This is a genomic window from Pseudomonas protegens (assembly GCF_003363755.1).
GTDB lineage: Bacteria > Pseudomonadota > Gammaproteobacteria > Pseudomonadales > Pseudomonadaceae > Aquipseudomonas > Aquipseudomonas danubii.
Genome location: NZ_CP031396.1, coordinates 5,836,133 through 5,856,501, shown reverse-complemented (window position 1 = coordinate 5,856,501; position 20,369 = coordinate 5,836,133). Strand labels below are relative to the sequence as shown.

The 20,369-nt window shown below is 68.7% G+C and carries 2 protein-coding genes (1 of these 2 cut by a window edge); both read right to left on the bottom strand.

Annotation, left to right across the window (positions count from 1 at the left end; translation table 11 throughout):
• Positions 1–7,257, bottom strand: partial view of a non-ribosomal peptide synthetase gene (locus DWF74_RS26540; RefSeq protein ID WP_115582005.1) — the 5' end (the start) only. It extends 7,467 nt beyond the left edge of the window; 7,257 of the gene's 14,724 nt are visible here — the first part of the coding sequence; the start codon lies at positions 7,255–7,257; its stop codon lies beyond the left edge, outside the window.
• The gene (locus tag DWF74_RS26535; RefSeq protein ID WP_115582004.1) at positions 7,254–20,369 is read right to left on the bottom strand and encodes a non-ribosomal peptide synthetase; all 13,116 of its coding nucleotides are present in this window, start codon (positions 20,367–20,369) and stop codon (positions 7,254–7,256) included. Before DWF74_RS26535 ends, DWF74_RS26540 begins: the two co-directional genes overlap by 4 nt.

Genomic DNA, 20,369 nt, shown 5'->3' with positions numbered 1-20,369 from the left:
GACGCTGCTGCCGGCGTAGTCCTGGCGGGCCGGCCGTGGTCGGTCGCCGGGCAGCATCAGCAAGGGCGGCGCGCCCTCCAGGGCCTGGCGCCAGTACTGCGCCTGCTGCTCCAGCACCGCGCCGCTGAGCCAGCGCCGCTGCCAGTGGGCGAAGTCGCTGTACTGCACCGCCAAGGGCGGCAGCGGATCGGGCAGGCCGCGGCTGAAGGCGGCGTACAGCGCCACCAGTTCCCGGGTCAGCACGCCCATGGACCAGCCATCGCTGACGATATGGTGCAGGGTCAGCAGCAACACGTGATGATCATCCGCCAGGCTGATCAGGCGCCCACGGATCAGCGGCCCGCGCTGCAGGTCGAAGGGCGCCGAGGCTTCTCCTTGCACCAGGGCCTGCAAGGCTTTGTCGGCCTGAGGATGGCCCCGCAGGTTTTCCAGCAGCAGGCCCAGGCCCGCCTCCACGGGCGCGATCAGCACCTCGGCTTCATCAGCGTACTGGGCAAAGCGGCTGCGCAGGGTTTCATGGCGCGCGACGATACGCTCCAGGGCCCGTTGCAGGGCATCGCCATCCAACTGCCCGCGCAAGCGCAGGCCAATGGGAATGTTGTAGGCGGTGTTGGCCCCCTCCATCTGCGCCAGGAACCACAGGCGCTGCTGGGCGAAGGACAAGGGCAACGGCTGATTGCGCGGCGCCGGCAGCAGGTCCGGCAGGCTGCTGCGCTCGGCCTGTTCCAGGGCCTGGGCCACGGCGCTGAGCCGGGCATTGGCGAACAGCTCGGCCAGGGCCAGCTCCACCCCCAGGCGCTGGCGCACCTGGGACAGCATGCGCATGGCCAGCAGCGAATGCCCGCCCAGTTCGAAGAAGTGGTCGTGGCGTCCCACCTGCTGCACCTGCAGCAGCTCGCTCCAGATCTCGGCCAGGGCGATCTCGCTGGCGCCCTGGGGAGCCACGTAGTCCTGGGTCAGCAGCGCATCGAGCTCAGGCCGGGGCAGCGCCCGCCGATCCAGCTTGCCGTTGGCGGTCAACGGCAGCGCCTCCAGGCCCACGTAGGCCGCCGGCACCATGTACTCGGGCAAGAGCCCGAGCAATTGGCTGCGCAACGCCGCCGGGGTCACTGCCACGGCGCCGGTCGCGGTGAAATAGGCCACCAGGCGGGTCTGTCCCGGTCGATCCTCCCGGGCCAGCACCAGCGCTTCCTTGATCCCGGGCAGCCGCTTGAGGCAGCTCTCGATCTCCCCCAGTTCGATGCGCACGCCACGGATCTTCACCTGGTCATCGTTGCGCCCCAGGTACTCGATGCGCCCGTCCGCCCGCCAGCGAGCCAGATCGCCGCTGCGGTACATGCGTGCCCCGGGCTGGTCGCTGAAGGGATCGTCGAGGAAACGCTCGGCCGTCAGTGCGTGGCGATTGAAGTAGCCCCGGGCCACCCCGGCGCCGCCCACATAGAGTTCACCGGCCACGCCGATGGGCACCGGCCGCTGCAACTCATCGAGCAGATAGATCCGCGCGTTGGCGATGGGTCGGCCGATGTCCAGGGGCCCGCCGGCTTCCATCAGCCCGGAAGTCGCCACCACCGTGGCTTCGGTGGGGCCGTAGTTGTTGATCACGGCAAAACTCTGCGGCTGGCTGAACTGCCGCAGGCGGTCGCCACCGATCAGCAGGGTGCGCAGCGTCGGATGCCCGAGCGACTGGCTGAAGGCGTATTCCGCCACGGGCGTGGGCAGGAAGCTCAGGTCCAGAGGCTGGGCGCGCCACCACTGCAGCAGTTGGTCGAGGTCCTGGTGGCCGATGCTGGCCGGCGGCAGGTGCAGGGTGGCGCCTGCGCACAGGGTCGGCCAGAACTCCCAGGCCATGGCATCGAAGCTCAGGCCGGCGACACAGGAAGCATGGCGCCCCGGGCCCAGGTCGAACGCCTGGCAGTGCCAGTCCACCAGGTTCTCCAGGGTGGCGTGTGCCACCATCACCCCCTTGGGCAATCCGCTGGAACCGGAGGTGTAGATCACATAGGCCAGATGCTCGCTGCACAGCCCGGGCACCTGGGGGTTGGCCAAGGACTGCTGCTGCCAGTCCGGCTGCAGCAGATCGATCACCGCAACCGGCGGATCGCCCACCAGGGCGCGGGTTGCCCCCTGCACCAGCACGGCCAGTGGTGCGCTGTCCTGCAACAGGTAGGCGATACGCTCCGGCGGATGGCTCGGATCGATGGGCACATAGGCGCCACCGGCCTTGACGATTGCCAGCAGACCGACGGCCAGCTCCAGGCCTCGCGGTGCACAGATCGCCACCCGGCTATCCGGGCCCACCCCCAGCCCGCGCAGATGGTGGGCCAGTTGATTGGCCCGGGTATTCAACTGCTGGTAGCTCAGGCTCTGCTCACCGGCCTGCAGCGCCGTGGCATCGGCTTGCTGCCTGGCATGTACCTCCAAGCGCTGGTGCAGGGTCATGCCCTTGGGGTAGTCCTGCGTACTGGCGTTGAAGGCCTCCAGCAGTTGTCGACGCTCGCCCTCCTCCAGCAGTTGCACCTGGGCCAGCCGTTGCTGATCGTCTGCCACCATGGCCTGCAGTACCTGCACCAGATAGCCGACGTAACGCTGCACGGTCGCTGCATCGAACAAGGCGCTGGCGTAGTCCAGGGCGCCACGGATCTGCCCCTGGCTTTCTCCCAGGCTCAGGGTCAGGTCGAACTTGGCCACCTGAGTGGCCCCGGCCACGCCTTCGAGCGTCAGCTCATCGAGCACCAGGTCCTGGGCGAAATCGTCGAGCCAAGTCAGCACCACCTGGAACAGCGGGCTGTGGGACAGGCTGCGCTGGGGCCGGACGATCTCCACCACCTGCTCGAAGGGCAGGTCCTGGTGGGCCTGGGCGGCGAAGCTGCGGGCGCGGACCTGGGCCAGCAAGGCGGCAACGCTCTGCTCGGCGTCCAGGTCCAGGCGCAGGGCCAGGGTGTTGACGAACAGGCCGATCAGCCCTTCCACCTCGGCGCGCATGCGGTTGGCCACCGGAATGCCGATCAGCAGATCGGTCTGTCCCGAGAGGCGCCCCAACAGCAAGCCCCAGGCCGCCAGCAGGGTCGTGTACAGGGTGCAGCCATGGCGCTGGCTGAGGCGCTTGAGCTGGGCGCTCAGCGGCCCATCGAGGACGATCTCGACGCTGCCACCGCTGAAGTCCTGGTGCGGCGGCCGTGGCCGGTCGTAGGGCAGCGTCAGCAAGGTCGGGGCATCGGCCAAGGTCTGGCGCCAGTAGTCGCCCTGCTGCTGCAGCACCTCGCCACTGAGCCAGCGGCGCTGCCACAGGGCAAAGTCGCTGTACTGCACCGCCAGCGGCGGCAGCGGGTCCGGGCGGCCCTGGCTGAAGGCTTGGTACAGGGCCACCAGTTCCCGGGTCAGCACCCCCATGGACCAGCCGTCGGCGACGATGTGGTGCAGGGTCAGCAGCAGCACATGATGATCGTCCGCCAGGGCCAGCAAGCGCCCGCGGATCACTGGCCCGCGTTCCAGGTCGAAGGCCTGGGCCGCCTCGGCCCGTACCCGTTCGGCCAGGTTCCGGGGCGCGTCCCGCAGGTCTTCGAAGCCCAGTTCCAGGGCCTCTTCGATGGCACCGATCAGCACCTGAGGTTGGTCTTCCCCCAGGACAAAGCGGCTGCGCAAGGTGGCGTGCCGAGCGACGATGGCCTGCAGCGCCTGTTGCAGCGCCGGGCGATCCAGGCGCCCGCGCAGGCCCAGGCCGATGGGGATGTTGTAGGCACTGCCGGCGCCGTCCATCTGCGCCAGGAACCACAGGCGTTGCTGGGCAAAGGACAGTGGCAGGTCATGGTCCTGGGACGCCGGGAAGATCTCCGGCAACTGGCTGCGTCCGGCCCGGTCGAGCACCGCCGCCACCGCGCAGAGTTCGGCATTGGCGAACAGCTCGCCCAGGGCCAGCTCCACCCCCAGGCGCTGACGCACCTGGGACACCATGCGCATGGCCAGCAGGGAGTGGCCGCCCAGTTCGAAAAAGTGGTCGTGGCGCCCGACTCGCGGCAAGTGCAGCACTTCTTGCCAGATATCCGCCAGGGTGGTTTCGGTGGGTCCCCGGGGGGCCTGGTACTCGCGGCTGATCAAGGCCGCCTGATCCGGCGCCGGCAGCGCCATGCGGTCCAGCTTGCCGTTGGCGGTCAGGGGCAAGGCATCGAGCTGCACATAGGCCACCGGCACCATGGAGTCCGGCAGTTGCGCCAGCAAGTGGGCCCGCAGGTCCGCCACCGACAGCGCAGCAGCCCCCTCGTGCGCAGTGAAGTAGGCCACCAGCCGCGGGTTGCCCGGCTGGTCTTCGCGGACCAGCACCACCGCTTCCTTGATCCCGGGGAACGGGTTGAGGCGGCTCTCGATTTCCCCCAGTTCGATGCGCACGCCACGGATTTTCACCTGGTCGTCATTGCGCCCCAGGTACTCGATGCGCCCGTCCGCCAACCAGCGGGCCAGGTCACCGCTGCGGTACATGCGCGCCCCGGGCCGGTCGCTGAAGGGATCGTCGAGGAAACGCTCGGCCGTCAGCGCATCGCGATTGAGGTAACCCCGGGCCACCCCGGCGCCGCCCACATAGAGTTCGCCGGCCACGCCGATGGGCACCGGCCGCTGCAACTCATCGAGCAGGTAGATCCGCGCGTTGGCGATGGGCCGGCCGATGTCCAGGGAGCCGCCCGCCGCTATCGGGCCGGACGTTGCCACCACCGTGGCTTCGGTGGGGCCGTAGTTGTTGATCAGGGCGAAGGGCTGCGGATGGCTGAACTGGCGCAGGCGGTCGCCGCCGATCAACAGGGTGCGCAGGGTCGGATGTTGCAGTTCCTGGCTGAAGGCGTACTCGGCCACCGGGGTCGGCAGGAAGCTCACGTCCAGGGGCTGGGCACGCCACCAGGCGAGCAAGGCATCCACGTCCTCGCTACCCTCATGGGCCGGTGCCAGGTGCAGGGTGGCGCCGACGCACAAGGCCGGCCAGACCTCCCAGGCCATGGCGTCGAAGCCGAACCCGGCAAGGCTCGACGTGTGGCTGCCGGCGTGCAGGTCGAAGGCCTGGCAGTGCCAGTCCACCAGGTTGCACAGGGTCTGGTGTTCCACCATCACCCCCTTGGGCAGGCCGGTGGAGCCGGAGGTGTAGATCACATAGGCCAGATGGGCCGGGGTCAGCCCCGTCAGGTCAAGGTTGTCCTGGGCCGGGTCCTGCCAGAGACCTTGATCGAGCTCGATCACCGGCACCGCCACAGGCGGCAGGCGCCCCAGCAGATCGGCCTGGGTCAGCACTGCCCGCGGGCCGCTGTCCTGCAACAGGTAGCCCAGGCGCTCGGCGGGATGGGCCGGATCGATCGGCACATAGCAGGCCCCGGACTTGAGGATGGCCAGCAAGCCCACCAGGGTCTCCAGGCCGCGCCGGGCGACGATGGCCACGCGGTCGTCGGGCTGCACGCCCAGCTCGCGCAATTGCCGGGCCAGCCCATTGGCCTGCCGGTTGAGCTGGACGTAACTCAGGGCCCGGCCCTGGTACCAGGCGGCCACCGCTTCAGGGGTACGGGCCGCCTGGGCCTGGATGCGCTCATGGATGGTCTGGCCCCGGGGGTAATCCACGGCGCTGTGGTTGAAGCCTTCGAGCAACTGCTGGCGCAGGTCCCGGGACAGGATCGGCAGTTGTGCCAGGGCCAGCCCGGGCGTCTGTTCCAGGGCCTGGGCCAGGTGTTCCAGGGTGCACAGCAGGTAGTCGAGGATCGGTCGCGGATCGACCTGGGTGCTGGCCAGCAAGGTCAGGCCGAAGCCCGCGCCGAGGTCGTCGACACTCAGGGTCAGGGGGTAGTTGGTGCGCTCCTCGGAGTGCAGGGTGCTGATCCCGGCCCAGGCGGCCTGGGCCTCGGTACTGACGGCGGCGCCGCTGTGGCGGTAGTTGAGCAAGGCACTGAACAGCGGGGTCGGCGCGCTCACGCCGCTGCAGCGCTGGGCCAGGGCCAGGGCCGCGTGTTCATGGCGCAGCAAGGTGGTCAGGCGCGCATGGGTGGCCTTGAGGGCCTCATCCAGGGGGCGTTCGTCCACATCCAGGCGAAACGGCAAGGTGTTGATGAAGATCCCCAGGGCCCGGTCGGTGGCCTCGGCCCCCTGCATGCGCCCCATCAGCACCGTGCCGAACACCACCTTGCGCTTACCCGCCAGGGTCGCCAGCACCCGGCCCCAGGCCAGGTGGAACAGGCTCGCGGCGCTGACCCCGGCCTGCCGCGCCCGGGCCCGCAGGTGCTGGCTCAACGGCTCCGGCAGGATCAGGCTGGCTTCCTCGATGGCTCGCCCATCGCCCTGCACATCCTGCAGGCCGAACGCCAGGGTCGGTTCGTCGATATCGCCGAGCATCTGCCGGAAGAAGGCTTCGTGCTCCTCTTCACGGGTGCCCAGCCGGGCCTGGGCCACGTAGTTGCGAAACGCCAGGGCCGGCCCCAGGCGCTCGCCCTGGCCCATGAGCAACGCCTGCATTTCATGGCGCACCACATCCAGGGCGCTGTGATCCAGGGCCATGTGATGGAACAGCAGCATGGCGACAATGCGCTGCCCGGCGGCGTCCCAGGCATGCACCAGGCGCAGCATCGGCGCCTGGCTGATGTCCAGGCGAAAGTGGCGGGCGTCGAAACGGCCATGCAACTGGGCCATGACGTCGCCCGCGCCCGGGTCGGTCTCGACCTCCTGGAGCACCAGCGCGGCTTCGCGCCAGACCACCTGCATCGGCTGCTCCAGGCCATCCCAGAGCACCGCGGTGCGCAGGATATCGTGGCGTGCAATGACCCCGCGCAAGGCCTCGGCAAAGGCCTCCAGGCGCTCGCGGCTGGCGAAGGCAAAATGCGCCTGCATGACATAGGGATCGCCCTGCACGGCACTGACATGGTGATAGAGAATCCCCTCCTGCAGCGGCGCCAGGGGGTAGATATCCTGCACGTTGGCCACCCCGCCCGGCACCGTGGCGACAATGCGCTCGATGGCCTCCTGGCTGAGGTCGGCCAGGGGCAGCAGGTCCGGGGTGATGTGGCGGGTCGCCGGGGTGATGCCGTTGGCCGGCACCTGGACCTGCCCGGCCTTGGTGGCCGAGTATTTCCCGGCCTTGATCAGCTCGATCAGTTGCGGTTTGTACTCCCGCAGCCGGGCCAGCAGGGCCGGTTCGCTCAAGGCCTGCTTGTTGCCCTGGACCACCAGTTGCTCGCCCTTGAGCACCAGTTGCACGTCTTTTTCCTTCAGTGTCGCCAACAGTTCGGTCACGCTCACAGGACGATCTCCATTCGTTCGGTCATTGCCGCGTAGCCCGCCAGGGTCGGTTGTTCGAACAGCGTCCTGACATCAGCTTCCATGCCTTCTTCGCGCATCCGGCTGATCAGGCTCACGGCCAGCAGCGAATGCCCGCCCAGTTCAAAGAAATGATCCTGGCGCCCCACCCGCTCCACATTGAGCAACTCGGCCCAGAGCCGGGCCAGGGTGATCTCCGTGTCTCCGATGGGCGCCTCGTATTCGCGCACCAGGGCCGCGTCGCGCCCCGGAACCGGCAGGTCCTTGCGCGCCAGCTTGCCGTTGGGGCTCAAGGGCAGCGCTTCCAGGTGCACGAACAAGGCCGGCACCATGTAGTCCGGCAGGTGCTCGCGCAACTGCGCCCGCAGGCTGTCGATGGGCAGTTGGCGGTGCGTTTCGTGGCAGGTGTAGTAGGCCACCAGACGCAGATCCCCGGGCACGTCTTCCCGGGCCAGCACCACCGCTTCCTTGACCCCGTCCAGCTGGGTCAGGCGAGCCTGGATTTCCCCCAGTTCGATGCGCAGGCCACGGATCTTCACCTGATCGTCGTTGCGCCCCAGGTACTCGATAGCGCCGTCGGCCCGATAGCGACCCAGGTCGCCGGTGCGGTACAGGCGCGCCCCGGGGGCCTCGCTGAACGGGTCCTTGAGGAAGCGCTCGGCGGTCAGTTGTTCACGGTTGAGGTAACCCCGGGCCACCTGCACCCCGCCGATGTACAACTCGCCCACCACTCCCCAAGGTACCGGCTGCATCTGCCCGTCCAGCAGGTAGATGCGGGTGTTGGCGATGGGCTTGCCGATCGGGGTGTTGTCCGGGGTCTCGGCCAACGGCCCGGCGCAATCCCAGGCGGTGACGTCCACCGCCGCTTCGGTGGGACCGTAGAGGTTGTGCAGCCCGACCTGGGGCAGCTGCTGTTTGAAACGCCGCACCAGGCTGCCTGGCAGGGCCTCACCGCTGCACATCACCTGGCGCAGGCCGAGGTCCTCCACGTCCTGACCATGGGCCAGGAACACATCGAGCATCGACGGCACGAAATGCAGGGTACTGATGCCTTCATCACGGATCACCTGGCGCAGGTAAGCCGGGTCCTTGTGCCCTTCGGGACGGGCCATCACCAGCCGTGCACCGGTGAACAGCGGCCAGAAGAACTCCCAGACCGAAACGTCGAAGCTGAAGGGGGTCTTTTGCAGCACCGCGTCATCGGCCGTCAGGCGGTACTGCTCCTGCATCCACAGCAGGCGGTTGACCACCGCCCGGTGCTCGTTCATCACGCCCTTGGGCTGGCCGGTGGAACCGGAGGTGTAGATCACATAGGCCAGATGGCTCGGGCTCAGTCCAGGGTGTTGCGGATTGGCCTGGGGCGCCTCGCTCCAGACCCAGCGATCGAGTTCCACCAGAGGCACTTTCAGCTCGCCCGGAAGGGGCCGGCCGCCAGCCTGCACCAGTACCGCCAGGGGCGCGCTGTCCTCAAGCATGTAGGCGATGCGTTCTGCGGGGTACGCCGGGTCGATGGGCACATAGGCGCCGCCGGCCTTGAGGATCGCCAGCAGGCCGATGACCATTTCCAGGCCGCGCTCGACGCAGATCGCCACCCGGGTATCGGGCCTCACCCCCAGTTGCAGCAAGTGCCCGGCCAACTGGTTGGCCCGCTGGTTGAGCTGGCGATAGCTCAGGCGCTGCTCACCGGCCTGCACCGCCAATGCCTCGGGAGTGCGCACGACCTGGGCCTCGAACAAGCCGTGCAGGGTCTGCTCCAGCGGACAGTCCCGGGTCGTGGCATTGCAGGCGTGCAGCAACTGCCGGCGCTCCTCCGGCGGCAGGATCGGCACCTGGCGCAAGGGCCGCTGGGGCGCCTGTTCCAGGGTGTCCACCAGGGCGTGCAGGGCCTGCTCCATGTAGCCGCAGATGCGCTCGGCGCCGATCCGCGCCAGGGTCATGGCGGTCAGGCGGAAGCCCTGGCCCAGGTCATCGACGTTGAGGCTCAGGGGGTAGTTGGTGCGCTCTTCGCTGCGCAGGGTCTGGATGCCTTGCCAGGCCTGTTGCATGGCCGGGCTCGGCGCTGCGTCGCTGCCGTGGCGGTAGTTGAGCATGGCGCTGAACAGCGGCAGCGGCGCGGCCACGGCACTGCAACGCTGGGCCAGGGCCAGGGAGGCATGCTCATGCCCCAGCAAGGCGCTGAGCCGGGCATGGGTCGCCTTGACCGCCGCCCGGGTGCCGCTGTGGTCCAGGTCGACCCGCAACGGCAAGGTGTTGATGAACATGCCCAGGGCCCGGTCGGCCCCCAGTCCGCCTTGCAGGCGTCCCAGCAGCACGGTGCCGAACACCACCCGCTCCTGGCCCGAGGTGACGCTCAGGACCCGGGCCCAGGCCAGGTGGAACAGGCTCGCGGCACTGACTCCCAGCAACCGCGCCTGGGCCCGCAGGCGCGCGCTCAGGTCGGCGTCCAGCACCCGCTGCAACTCTTCAATCGCCTCACCGTCGCCCTGCACGTCCTGCAGGCCGAACGGCAGGGTCGGTTCGTCGATGTCCCCGAGCATCTCGCGGAAGAACGCCTCATGCTCCTCGCGACTGCCCCCCAGGCGGGCCTGGGCCACATAGTTGCGATAGGGAATCGCCGTGCCGGCAGGCTCCTGCCCCAACAGGCAGGCCTGGATTTCCTCGCGGACCACCTCCAGGGCGGTGTGGTCCAGAACGATGTGATGGAACAGCAGGATCGCCACCGTGCGTTGCCGGACCGGGTCCTGGGCATGGACCAGGCGCATCAACGGCGCCTGGGTCAGCTCCAGGCGCCAATGCCGGGCATCGAAGCGAGCCTGCAACTGCTCAAGGATGTCGCCCTCGGCCGGGTCGAGGATGAGCTCCTCTACCGCCACCCGGGCCCGGCGCCAGACCACCTGCAGCGGCTGTTTCAGGCCCTCCCAGAGCACCGCGGTGCGCAGGATGTCGTGGCGCTCGCCCACGCGCTGCAAGGCCTGGGTGAAGTCTTCCAGGCGCTGCCGGTCGGCGAAGGCCAGATGGGATTGCAGCAGATAAGGATCACCCTGGCGGGCGCTCAGGTGGTGATAGAGAATGCCCTCCTGCAATGGCGCCAGGGGGTAGATGTCCTGCACGTTGGCCACCCCGCCCGGCACCGTGGCGACGATGCGTTCGATGGCGTCCTGGTCCAGTTCGATCAGCGGCAACAGCTCGGGGGTGATGCGCTGGCAATCGGCGCCGATCAGATTGGCCGGCACCTGCACCTCGCGGCCGCTGCCCACCGCAGCGGCCAGGGCCGCCAGGGTCGGCTGGTTGAACAGCACTCGCACATCGGCGCCAAGGCCGATCTGGCGCATGCGCTCGATCAGGCTCACTGCCAACAGCGAGTGCCCGCCCAGCTCGAAGAAGTGATCGTGGCGTCCCACCTGCTGCACCTGCAGCAGCTCGCTCCAGATCTGCGCCAGGGCGTTTTCCACCTCGCCCTGTGGCGCTTCGAATTCGCGGCTCAGCCAGGCGTCCTGATCCGGTAGTGGCAACGCTTTGCGATCGAGCTTGCCGTTGGCGGTCAGGGGCAGCGCCAGCAAGCGCACATAGGCCACCGGCAGCATGTAGTCCGGCAGCCGGCCTTGCAGATGGTCGCGCAAATCCTGGAGATCCAGCTCCTGGTTGGAAACCTCGGCATGCTCGGTGAAGTACGCCAGCAAACGCCCTTCGCGCACCAGCACCAGGGCTTCCTTGAGGGCCGGATGGCTCAGCAGCGCCGCCTCGATTTCGCCCGGCTCGATGCGCATGCCACGGACCTTGACCTGATCGTCGTTGCGCCCCAGGTAGTCGAGGCTGCCATCGGCACGCCAGCGGGCCAGGTCGCCCGTGCGATACAGGCGCGCCTGGGGCTCGGCGCAGAACGGGTCGTCGAGGAAACGCTCGGCCGTCAGCGCGTCGCGATTGAGGTAACCCCGGGCCACCCCGGCGCCACCGACGTAGAGCTCACCGATTACCCCCAGGGGCACCGGGCGCAGCCGTTCGTCCAGCAGGTAGATCCGCGCATTGGCCATGGGCCGGCCGATGTGCAGGGAGCCGTCCACTGATATTGGGCCGGACGTGGCCACCACCGTGGCTTCGGTGGGCCCGTAGTTGTTGATCACGGCAAACCCCGGATCGGCCGGGAACTGGCGCAGGCGGTCGCCGCCGATCAGCAAGGTGCTCAGGGTCGGGTGACCCTGGCCCTGGCTGAAGGCGTACTCGGCCACCGGGGTCGGCAGGAAGCTGATATCCAGGGGCTGGGCCCGCCACCAGCCGAGCAAGGCGTCAAGGTCCTGGCTGCCGACCTCGGCCGGTGGCAGGTGCAAGGTGGCACCGCTGCACAGGGTCGGCCAGACCTCCCAGGCCATGGCGTCAAAACCCAGGCCGGCGACGCTGGAACTGTGGCGCCCCGGCCCCAGGTCGAAGGTCGCGCAGTGCCAGTGCACCAGGTTCTCCAGGCTCTGGTGCTCCACCATCACGCCCTTGGGCTGGCCGGTGGAACCGGAGGTGTAGATCACATAGGCCAGGTGCGCCGGGGTCAGCCCCGGCACCAGGGGATTGTCCAGGGGCGCCTGCTGCCAGACGCAGCCGTCCAGGTCGATCCGCACCAGGCCTGGCGTGCCCGGCAGCTCGCGGGTTGCGCCCTGCACCAGCACCGCCAGGGGCGCGCTGTCCTGCAGCAGGTAGGCGATGCGCTCCGGCGGATGGCTCGGGTCGATGGGCACATAGCTGGCTCCGGCCTTGAGAATCGCCAGCATGGCCGTCAGCAGTTGCGGGCCCCGTGGCAGGCACAGCGCCACGCGCTCGTCGGGGCCGGCCCCCAGCTCCAGCAGTTGCCGGGCCAGTTGATTGGCCCGCTGATTCAGTTGCCGGTAGCTCAGGCGCAATGGCCCTTGCACCAGGGCCACGGCCTCGGGCGCGGCCTGCACCCGGGCCTCGAACAGGCCGTGCAGGGTCTGTCCACGGGGATAGTCGGCGACGCTGGCGTTGAAGCCTTCCAGCAACTGTTGGCGCTCCGCCGTCGGCAATACCGAGAGCTGCCACAGGTCCAGGTCCGGGCTCCATTCCAGGGCATCGGTCAGTTGCTCCAGCACCTGGAGCATGTAGCCGGCCATGCGCTGTGCGCCAATCGCCGGCAGCGCCAGTAGCGACAGGCTGAAGCCCTGGCCCAGGTCGTCGACGCTCAGGCTCAGCGGATAGTTGCTGCGCTCCTCGCCCCCCAGCAGCTCAATCCCCTGCCAGATATCCAGGCCAGCACCGCGTCCGGCGTCCGCCACACTGTGCCGGTAGTTGAGCAAGGCACTGAACAGCGGCGAGCTGGCCGGCACCCCGCTGCAACGCTGGGCCAGGGCCAGGGACGCATGCTCATGAGCCAGCAGGGCGCTAAGCCGGGCATGGGTCGCACGGACCCCGGCCCGCACGCTGCCGGCGTCCACATCCACCCGCAGCGGCAAGGTATTGATAAACACCCCCAGGGCCCGGTCGGCGCCCTCGCCGCCCTGCATCCGCCCCATCAGCACGGTGCCGAACACCACCTGCCGGCGATTGGACACCTGCCCCAGGACCAGGCCCCAGGCCAGGTGCATCAGCGCCGCGGCACTGACCCCCAACTGCCGCGCCTGCTCGCGCAGGCGCAGGCTCAGGGCGTCGGGCACGGGCACCCGGGCCTCTTCGAGAGCCCGGCCATCGCCCTGCACATCCTCCACGGCAAAGGCCAGGGTCGGCTCGTCGATATCACCGAGCATCTGCCGGAAGAACCCCTCGTGCTCCGCCTGACCGGCCCCCAGCCGAGCCTGGGCCACGTAGTTGCGATAAGGCTTCGGGGTGCCCAGGCGCTCGTGGTGGTTGAACAGCAGCGCGTGCATTTCCTCGCCGATCACCTCCATGGCGGTGTGATCCAGGGCCAGGTGGTGGAACAGCAGGATCGCCAGCACCCGCGACTGCCCCGGGACCCGGGCATAGACCAGGCGGATCAGCGGCGCGCGGGTCAGGTCCAGGCGCCAGTGGCGGGCGTCGAAACGTTGCTGCAGTTGTTCGAGCAGATCGCCGTCGGCCGGGTCCAGGACCTGCTCCAGAACCTGCAGTTCGGCCTGCCGCCAGACCACCTGCAGCGGCTGCGGCAAGCCCTCCCAGAGCACTGCGGTGCGCAGGATGTCGTGACGCTGGATAACCTGTTGCATGGCCCCGGCAAAGCGCTGCAAACGCTCCAGGCTGTCGAAGGCCAGGCGCGATTGCAGCAGGTAGGGATCGCCCTGTTCGGCACTCAGGTGGTGATAGAGGATGCCCTCCTGCAGCGGCGCCAGGGGGTAGATGTCCTGCACATTGGCCACGCCCCCGGGGACGCTGGCCACCACCCGATCGATGGCCTGCTGGTCCAGTTCGATCAGCGGCAGCAGCTCTGGCGTGATGCGCTGGCAATCGGCGCCGATCAGATTGGCCGGCACCTGCACCTCGCGACCGCTGCCCACGGCGGCGGCCAGGGCCGCCAGGGTCGGCTGGCCAAACAGCACCCGCACATCGGCGCTGAGGCCGATCTGGCGCATGCGCTCGATCAGGCTCACCGCCAGCAGCGAGTGCCCGCCCAGCTCGAAGAAATGATCGTGACGCCCGACCCGCTCGACCTTGAGCAGTTCGCTCCAGATCCGTGCCAGGGCCATCTCCACCTCGCCCTCGGGAGCGACGAAGCCACGGCTGAGCAGGGCCGACTGATCCGGCGCCGGCAGGGCCTTGCGGTCCAGCTTGCCGTTGTTGGTCAGGGGCAATGCATCGAGGCGCACATAGGCCAGGGGCACCATGTAGTCCGGCAGTTGCTGTTGCAGCGCCTGGCGCAGGGATTCGGCGGACGGCTCCGGGGTGTCGGCCTGCACGCTGTAGTAGGCCACCAGGCGCTTGTCCCCGGGCTCATCCTCGCGGGCCAGGACCACGCCTTCCTTGACCCCGGGACAGCTCAGCAAGCGCGCTTCGATCTCGCCCGGTTCGATGCGCAGGCCGCGAATCTTCACCTGATCGTCGTTGCGCCCCAGGCATTCCAGCACCCCGTTGTCCAGCCAGCGGCCCAGGTCCCCGGTGCGGTACAGCAGCGCCTGCGGCTGGTCGCTGAAAGGGTCGCGGATGAACTTCTCGGCGCTCAGTTCGGGACGGTTGAGGTAACCCAGGGCCACGCCATCGCCACCGATGACGATCTCGCCCTGGGCCCCCAGGGGCACTGGCTGCTGGTGCTGATCCAGGACATACACCCGGGTATTGGAGATCGGCCGGCCGATGGCCACGTGCTCGGCGTCGACCGCCAATTGCCGGACCTCATGGGTGGTGGCGTAGGTGGTGGTTTCGGTGGGGCCATAGCAGTGCACCAGGCGCAGTTGCGGCGCGTGCGCCAAGAGCCGGCGGAAGGCCGCCGGGTCGGCACGCTCGCCGCCGCAGAGGAGAATCCGCAAGCCCTTGAGGGCCTCGGGAATCAGCTGCACATACTGGTTGAACAGCGCCGTGGTGACGAACAGCACCGTGGCCCCCAAGGTGCTCAGGGCCTGGCCGAAACCCAGCGGGTCCAAGAGGGTGTGGTGATCGATGACCAGCACCCGTCCGCCGTTGAGCAAGGCCCCCCAGACGTCCATGGTGCTGGCGTCGAAGGCCGGGTTGGAGGCGAAGACCACCCGATCCTCGGGATTGAAATCGGCGTAGCCGTTGTTGATCACCAAGCGGCTGATGGCCCGGTGCGGCACCCGTACCCCCTTGGGCGTGCCGGTGGAGCCTGAGGTGTACATGATGTACGCCACGCTCTCGGAGGACTGGGGCAGGTCCGGGTTGTGGGTGGGCAAGGTACTCAGCCGCAGGCGATCCAGGTCCACGCGCCGGGCCGGGCAATCCAGCACCTCGTCGCTGCGGGTCAGCAAGACCACGCTGCGGCTGTCGCTGACCATGAAGCCCTGGCGCTGGGCCGGGGCCTGGATATCCAGGGGCACATAGGCCGCGGCGCACTTGCTGATGGCCAACTGGCTCAGCAACAGGTCCAGGGAGCGTGGCAACAGAATCGCCAGGTGATCCCCGGGCTGTACCCCCAGCTCCAGCAGATGGTGGGCCAGCTGGTTGGCCCGGGTATTGAGTTCGGCGTAGCTGAGCAGCGCATCGCCCTCCACCGCCGCCACCCGCTGCGGATGGGCCTGGGCCTGGGCTTCGAACAGTTGGTGCAGGGTCTGTCGGCGCGGATAGTCACGGGCCGTGGCATTGAACTCCACCAGCAGCTGCCGGCGTTCGGCCGCGGGCAGCAGCGGGATCTGTTGCAGGGCCATGTCCGGCGTCTGCTCCAGGGCCTGGGCCAGGTGCTCCAGGACGCATTCCATGTAGCGGCAGACCCGCTCGCCATTGACCTGGGCCACCGCCTGCAGGGTCAGGCGCAAGCCCTCGCCGTCATCGTCGATGTTCAGCGCCAGCGGGTAGTTGCTGCGCTCTTCGGACGCCAGCACGCGAATGCCGTCCCAGGCCGCCGGCCCCTGGTCCCCAGCGGCTTGCTGGGGGCTGTGACGGTAGTTGAGCAGGCTGTTGAACAGCGGCTGCGCCGCCGGTACGCCGCTGCAACGCTGGGCCAGGGCCAGGGAGGCGTGCTCATGCCCCAGCAGTTGCGCCAGTTGCTGATGGGTACGGCGCAGGGCCTCTGCCACGCCCTGGGGGCCCAGGCCGATCCGCAGTGGCAAGGTATTGATGAACATGCCCAGGGCGCGGTCGGCCCCTGCCCCGCCGTGCATGCGGCCCAGCAGCACGGTGCCGAACACCACCTCGTCGCGACCGGACAGCGGCCCCAGGACCCGGCCCCAGGCCAGGTGCATCAGGCTGGCGACACTGACGCCAAGGCTGCGCGCCTGCTGGCGCAAACGCCGGCACAGTGCCGGTTCCAGCCGCAGCTGCTGCTCGCGGATGCCGCTGCCGTCGCGATTGACGTCCTGCAGGCCGAACGCCAGGGTCGGCTCGTCGATGTCCCCCAGCATCTGGCGAAAGAACGCCTGATGTTCCGGTTCACCAAGCCCCAGGCGCGCCTGGGCCACATAGTTGCGGTAAGGCACGGCAGGCGGCAGCTGCGCGCCATGGCCTTGCAGCACGGCACTGATCTCTTGCACCAGCACCTCAAGGGAGCTGTGGTCCAGGGCCAGGTGATGCAGCAACAGGATGCCCAGCCAGCGCTGCGGGTCAGCGTCCCGGGCACAGACCAGGCGCAGCAAAGGTGCCCGGCCCAGGTCGAGGCGATAGTGACGGGGGTCGAAACCGGCCTGCAGTTGCCCGAGGATCGTCCCCCGGGCGGGGTCCAGCTCCAGCACTTCCAGCTCCAGGGGAGCCTGGCGCCAGACCACTTGCACTGCCGCGTCGAGGCCTTGCCAGACCACACTGGTGCGCAAAATGTCGTGGCGCTGGATCACCTGCTGCAAGGCCAGGGTAAAGGTTTGCAAGACGTCGTCGCTGGCGAACTCGAACTGCACCTGGAGCACATAGGGGTCGCCCTCGGTGCTGCTCAGGTGGTGATACAGGATGCCCGCCTGCAGGGGGGCCAGGGCATAGATGTCCTGAACGTTGGCCGCGCCACCGGGCACCTGGGCCAGCACCCGGTCGATGGCCGCTTGATCGAGGTCCGCCAGGGGCAGCAGCTCTGGCGTGATGCGCCGGCAATCGGCAGCGATCCGGTTGGCCGGCACCTGCACCTCGCGCTGCCCACCCACGGCGGCCGCCAGGGCGGCCAGGGTCGGCTGGCCGAACAGCACCCGCACATCGGCGCACAGATCCACCTGGCGCATGCGCTCCATCAGTTTGACCGCCAGCAGCGAATGGCCGCCCAGCTCGAAGAAATGGTCCTGGCGCCCGACCTGGGGCACTTGCAGCAGCTCCTGCCAGATCTTCGCGATGGCCTGCTCCACCTCGCCCTGGGGCGCTTCATAGTCGCGTCGGGCCAGCGCGGCGCTGTCCGGCGCCGGCAGGGCCTTGCGGTCGAGCTTGCCGTTGGTGGTCAGGGGCCAGGCCTGCAGCAGCACGAAGGCGCTGGGCAGCATGTAGTCCGCCAGGCTCTGGCACAGTTGCTCACGCAGTTGCGCGGCGCCCGGGGCCGCTCCCGGCCGGGGAATCACATAGGCCACCAGGCGCTTGTCTCCCGGGCTCTGTTCCCGGGCGATCACCACCGCCTCGCCCACCCCGTCGCACGCCGCCAGCCGCGCCTGGACCTCCCCCAGCTCGATGCGGAAACCGCGAATCTTCACCTGATCGTCGTTGCGTCCCAGGTACTCCAGGCTGCCATCGCTGCGCCAGCGGGCCAGGTCGCCGGTCTTGTACAGCCGCGCCCCCGGTCGATTGCTGAAGGGGTCGGCGATGAAGCGCTCGGCGGTCAGTTGATCCCGGTTGAGGTAACCCCGGGCCACCCCGGCGCCCCCTACATACAGTTCCCCCACCACCCCCGTGGGCAAGGGCTCGCGGCGTGCGTCCAGCACATAGAGTTGCAGGTCGGGAATCCGTCGGCCGATGGGGCTGCTGCCCGCCCATTGCGCGTCCGCCGCCTGCAACGGCCGGTAGGTCACGTGCACCGTGGTTTCGGTGATGCCGTACATGTTCACCAGTTGCGTGCCGACGTTCTCCAGCCGGGCGTACCAGGGCTTGAGCATCCCCGGCTCCAGGGCTTCGCCGCCGAAGATCACCTGGCGCAGGGAGTGCTTGAGCCCGCTCTGGCCCTGGGCCGCAATCAGCGAGCGGAAGGCACTGGGGGTCTGGTTGAGGATGCTCACCCGGGCCTCGCACAGCAGTGCGTAGCAAGCTTGCGGGGAACGGCTGACGACCTGGGGCACCACCAGCAACTGGCCGCCATGGATCAGGGCGCCCCAGATCTCCCACACCGAGAAGTCGAAGGCGAAGGAATGGAACAGCGCCCAGACGTCGCGCCAGTTGAAATCGAACCAGTCGCGGGTGGCGGAAAACAGCCGGGCGACGTTGCGGTGTTCCACCATCACGCCCTTGGGCAGACCGGTGGAGCCGGAGGTGTAGATCACATAGGCCAGGTTGGCCGGGGTCAGCCCCGGCACGTCGGGGTTGTCCGCGGACTCGTGGGCCAGGGTGCGGCTGTCGAGGTCGATCAGCGGCACCCGCAGGTCGGCCACCAGGGCCTGGGTATCGGCCTGCACCAACAGCGCCACCGGGGCGCTGTCCTCCAGGGTGTAGGCAATGCGTTCCCGGGGAGCGGCCGGGTCGATGGGCACATAGGCCCCACCGGCCTTGAGGATGCCCAGCAGGCCGATGATCATTTCCGGGCCGCGCTCGACGCAGATCGCCACGCGCTGGTCCGCACGCACCCCCAGCGCCAGCAAGCGATGGGCCACCTGATTGGCGCGGCGGTTGAGCTCGCCGTAACTCAGGCGCTGCGCCTGGAAAAGCAGCGCCGGCGCCTCGGGCTGGACTCGGGCCTGGGCCTCCACCTGCTGATGGATCAGCGGGCTGTCGGGGTACTGCCCCAGGGGCGTGTTCAGGCCCTGCAGCAGGTAACGCCGCTCGCTGGCCGGGAGCATTTCCAGGCTGTACAACGGCGCCTCGGGGTTTGCCTGCAGGGCCAGGGCCAGGCTTTCCAGGGTGGTCAGCAGGTAGCCGCTGATGCGCTCGGCCCCCAGGCTGGCGTCCACCAGGGCGGTGATCTGCAGGTCCTCGCCCAGATCGTCGATGTTGACGGTCAGCGGGTAGTTGGTGCGCTCCTGGGCACCCAGCACCAGGATGCCCGGCACCAGCTCCTGGACCTGGTCGCCATCGGCCCGGTGGCTGTGGCGGTAATTGAGCATGGCGCTGAACAGCGGGGTCGGTGCACTGACTGCGCTGCAACGCTGGGCCAGGGCCAGGGAGGCGTGCTCATGGGCCAGCAAGGCGCTCAGCCGAGCATGGGTCGCCAGCACCCCGGCGCGCACGCCTTGCGCTCCCACATCCACCCGCAGCGGCAGGGTGTTGATGAACATGCCCAGGGCCCGCTCACCGCCCTCGCCCACCTCCATGCGCCCCAGCAACACGGTGCCGAACACCACCGCCTCGCGCCCGGACAGCTGGCCCAGGACCCGGCCCAGGGCCAGGTGCATCAGGCTTGCCACACTCACCCCCAGTTGCCGGGCCTGGCTGCGCAGGCGTTGGCTGAGCTGGCGCTCCAGAGGCAGCCGGTGTTCTTCAATGCGGCAGGTTGCGCCCTGCACATCCCCCAGGCCGAACGGCAGGGTCGGCTCATCGATATCCCCGAGCATCTCGCGGAAGAAGGCGGCGTGGCGCTCCTCGCTCTGCCCCAGGCGGGCCTGGGCCAGGTGGTTGCGAAACGGCACCGGCAGCGGCAACTGCTCGCGCTGGCCCAGCAGACAGGCCCGGATTTCCTGGCGCACCACATCCAGGGCGGCATGGTCCAGGGCCATGTGATGGAACAGCAGCAACGCCACCTGGCGCGAGTTGACCGGGTCCTCGGCGTGCACCAGGCGCAACAGCGGCGCCTGACGCAGGTCCAGGCGGAAATGCCGGGAATCGTAGCGCTGCTGCAACTGGGCCAGGGCATCGCCCCCGGCGGCGTCCAGCGGCAGTGCTTCACACTGCAGCGGCGCCTGGCGCAGGACCACCTGCAGCGGTTCATCGAGGCGTTCCCAGACGATCGCGGTGCGCAGGATGTCGTGGCGCTCGATCACCCATTGCAAGGCCTCGGCAAAGGTCTGCAGCCGTTGTCGGTCGGCAAAGGCGAAATGCGCCTGGAGCACATAGGGATCGCCCTGGGGCCCGGACAGGTAGTGATAGAGCATGCCTTCCTGCAGCGGCGCCAGGGGGTAGATGTCCTGCACATTGGCGGCGCCCCCCGGCACGCCGGCAACGATGCGGTCGATGGCCGGCTGCTCCAGTGACACCAGGGGCAGCATGTCCGGGGTGATCCTGAAGGCCGGGCTCAGCCAGTGGCCGCCCTGTTCGCTCACCTGCTGCAGAAGCTGCGCCTTGTGCTGGATCAGGCTGTCCCAGAGTGCGTCGTCCAGGGCCTCGTCATCGCCCTGCACCAGCAGATCCTCGCCGTCCCGTTGAAGACGGATCGCGAGGGTCGAAAGAACGGCCATCAATTCGCTGAACTGCAT

Coding starts and splice junctions, on each gene's coding strand:
- DWF74_RS26535 (WP_115582004.1), bottom strand. CDS start 20,369: ATGCAGTTCAGCGAATTGATGGCCGTTCTTTCGACCCTCGCGATCCGT.